The sequence below is a fragment of the Streptomyces sp. NPDC053079 genome, from assembly GCF_044546695.1.
Lineage (GTDB): Bacteria > Actinomycetota > Actinomycetes > Streptomycetales > Streptomycetaceae > Streptomyces.
In genome coordinates, this window is the sequence record NZ_JBITZJ010000020.1 from 1 (window position 1) to 1,070 (window position 1,070).

Annotated in this window: 1 rRNA gene; it reads right to left on the reverse strand. The window is 57.5% G+C overall.

Annotation, left to right across the window (positions count from 1 at the left end):
- A 23S ribosomal RNA gene (locus ACIGXW_RS33755) occupies nucleotides 1-1,070 on the reverse strand; the annotation flags it as partial.

Sequence of the window (1,070 nt, forward strand, 5' to 3'; positions counted from 1 at the left end):
TTTAGGGTACGGGCCGCCATGAAACTCGCTAGAGGCTTTTCTCGACAGCATAGGATCATCCACTTCACCACAATCGGCTCGGCATCAGGTCTCAGCCTTAACGTGTGACGGATTTGCCTATCACACGGCCTACACCCTTACCCCGGGACTACCACCGCCCGGGCTGGACTACCTTCCTGCGTCACCCCATCGCTTACCTACTACAAGTCTGGGTCGTCGGCTCCACCACTTCCCTTTGCCCGAAGGCTCCAGGACGGCTTCACGGACTTAGCATCGCCTGATTCGATATTGGGCGTTTCAAAGCGGGTACCGGAATATCAACCGGTTGTCCATCGACTACGCCTGTCGGCCTCGCCTTAGGTCCCGACTTACCCTGGGCAGATCAGCTTGACCCAGGAACCCTTAGTCAATCGGCGCACACGTTTCCCACGTGTGTATCGCTACTCATGCCTGCATTCTCACTCGTGAACCGTCCACAACTCGCTTCCGCGGCTGCTTCACCCGGCACACGACGCTCCCCTACCCATCCCAGCGGGCGTTGGCCCTCATGCTGGAATGACACGACTTCGGCGGTACGCTTGAGCCCCGCTACATTGTCGGCGCGGAATCACTTGACCAGTGAGCTATTACGCACTCTTTCAAGGGTGGCTGCTTCTAAGCCAACCTCCTGGTTGTCTCTGCGACTCCACATCCTTTCCCACTTAGCGTACGCTTAGGGGCCTTAGTCGATGCTCTGGGCTGTTTCCCTCTCGACCATGGAGCTTATCCCCCACAGTCTCACTGCCGCGCTCTCACTTACCGGCATTCGGAGTTTGGCTAAGGTCAGTAACCCGGTAGGGCCCATCGCCTATCCAGTGCTCTACCTCCGGCAAGAAACACACGACGCTGCACCTAAATGCATTTCGGGGAGAACCAGCTATCACGGAGTTTGATTGGCCTTTCACCCCTAACCACAGGTCATCCCCCAGGTTTTCAACCCTGGTGGGTTCGGTCCTCCACGAAGTCTTACCTCCGCTTCAACCTGCCCATGGCTAGATCACTCCGCTTCGGGTCTTGGGCGCGCTACTCAA